We start from the raw sequence: 1,453 nt of genomic DNA, 5'->3' as shown, positions 1-1,453 counted from the left end.
CCCCGTTACTATCTTCCTGTCCCAATAATGGGGCTTTGGCCAGCCAGGCCCGGTATGATTCCCGCCCCCAGTCGCAGTCATGATCCGGGGGGTGTTGTCGCCGGGTCTGGTGGGTGGCTGGTGATCGCTGATAGGGGTTTGGCCGGAATATTCCGACGCCGTCCGTAACGTGGATGCCGAGACTTGCCACCGTTGTTGCAGGCCAATCCGTTCACTTTGCACAAACTGCGATGCAAGACACTCAACAGCATGACGCCGTGGATGTTTTCGTCGGCGTCGACGTCGGTAAAGGCCAGCATCACGCCGTTGCACTCGATCGAAATGGCAAGCGTCTGTACAACAAGGCGCTACCCAACGACGAGGTCAAGCTGCGAGCCCTCATCGCCGAACTCAAGACTCACGGTCGACTGCTGTTCGTCGTCGATCAGCCTTCCACCATCGGTGCGCTTCCTGTAGCCGTCGCCCGCGCTGAAGGCGTACTCGTCGCCTATCTGCCCGGACTGGCCATGCGCCGCATCGCTGATTTGCACGCCGGCGAAGCCAAGACCGATGCCCGCGACGCCGCCATCATCGCCGAAGCCGCTCGCTCGATGCCGCATACGCTGCGCTCGCTTCGACTGGCCGACGAGCAGCTCGCCGAACTCACCATGCTGTGCGGCTTCGATGACGACCTCGCCGCTCAGGTCACACAGACCAGCAACCGCATTCGCGGCCTGCTTACTCAAATCCATCCGGCGCTCGAGCGCGTTCTCGGACCGCGCCTCGACCATCCGGCGGTGCTCGATCTGCTTGAGCGCTATCCGTCGCCCGCCGCACTTGCCAGCACCACCGAGAAGACGCTCGCCAATCGCCTGACCAAGCTCGCTCCTCGCATGGGCAAAGGCTTGGCGGCCGAGATCGTTCAGGCACTGAGTGAACAAGCCGTGACCGTGCCCGGCACGCAAGCCGCCACCATCGTCATGCCCCGTTTAGCCCAGCAGCTTGCGGCCTTGCGTAAGCAACGCGACGAGGTCGCCGCCGAAGTTGAGCGACTGGTGCTTGCTCACCCTCTTTGGCCGGTCCTGACCAGCATGCCGGGAGTCGGCGTCAGGACCGCCGCCAGACTCCTGACCGAAGTCGCCCATAAGGCCTTCGCTTCGGCTGCACACTTGGCGGCCTACGCTGGCCTTGCCCCGGTCACCCGGCGCTCAGGCTCGTCGATCCGTGGCGAGCATCCATCCAGACGGGGAAACAAGGTGCTCAAGCGCGCCTTGTTCCTATCCGCCTTCGCGGCCTTACGAGACCCAGTCTCACGGGCCTATTACTCCCGCAAGATCCAGCAAGGCAAGCGCCACAACCAAGCGCTGATCGCACTGGCACGGCGACGCTGCGACGTCCTGTTCGCCATGCTGCGCGACGGCACCATTTACCAACCCAAGTCAGCCCCTAACGCTTGACGAAAGACATAGGGGCA

At 63.2% G+C, this 1,453-nt stretch carries 1 protein-coding gene; it reads left to right on the top strand.

From position 1 onward, the window contains the following. The first annotated feature begins 230 nt into the window (after positions 1 to 230). A complete protein-coding gene (locus tag JMF90_RS36865) occupies positions 231 to 1,436 on the top strand; it encodes an IS110-like element ISBma3 family transposase (protein WP_041489162.1) in 1,206 nt (401 codons plus the stop codon). Positions 1,437 to 1,453 lie beyond the last annotated feature (17 nt).

The sequence above is a fragment of the Burkholderia sp. E168m23 genome, from assembly GCF_016586125.1.
In the GTDB taxonomy this organism is placed as follows: Bacteria; Pseudomonadota; Gammaproteobacteria; order Burkholderiales; family Burkholderiaceae; genus Burkholderia; species Burkholderia orbicola.
Note: the sequence above shows the minus strand (reverse complement) of the source record. Positions and strands in the feature narration are given on the sequence as shown.

Bases quoted from the DNA above. Each gene is read 5' to 3' on its own strand.
- JMF90_RS36865 (WP_041489162.1), top strand. From the start codon at position 231: ATGCAAGACACTCAACAGCATGACGCCGTGGATGTTTTCGTCGGCGTC.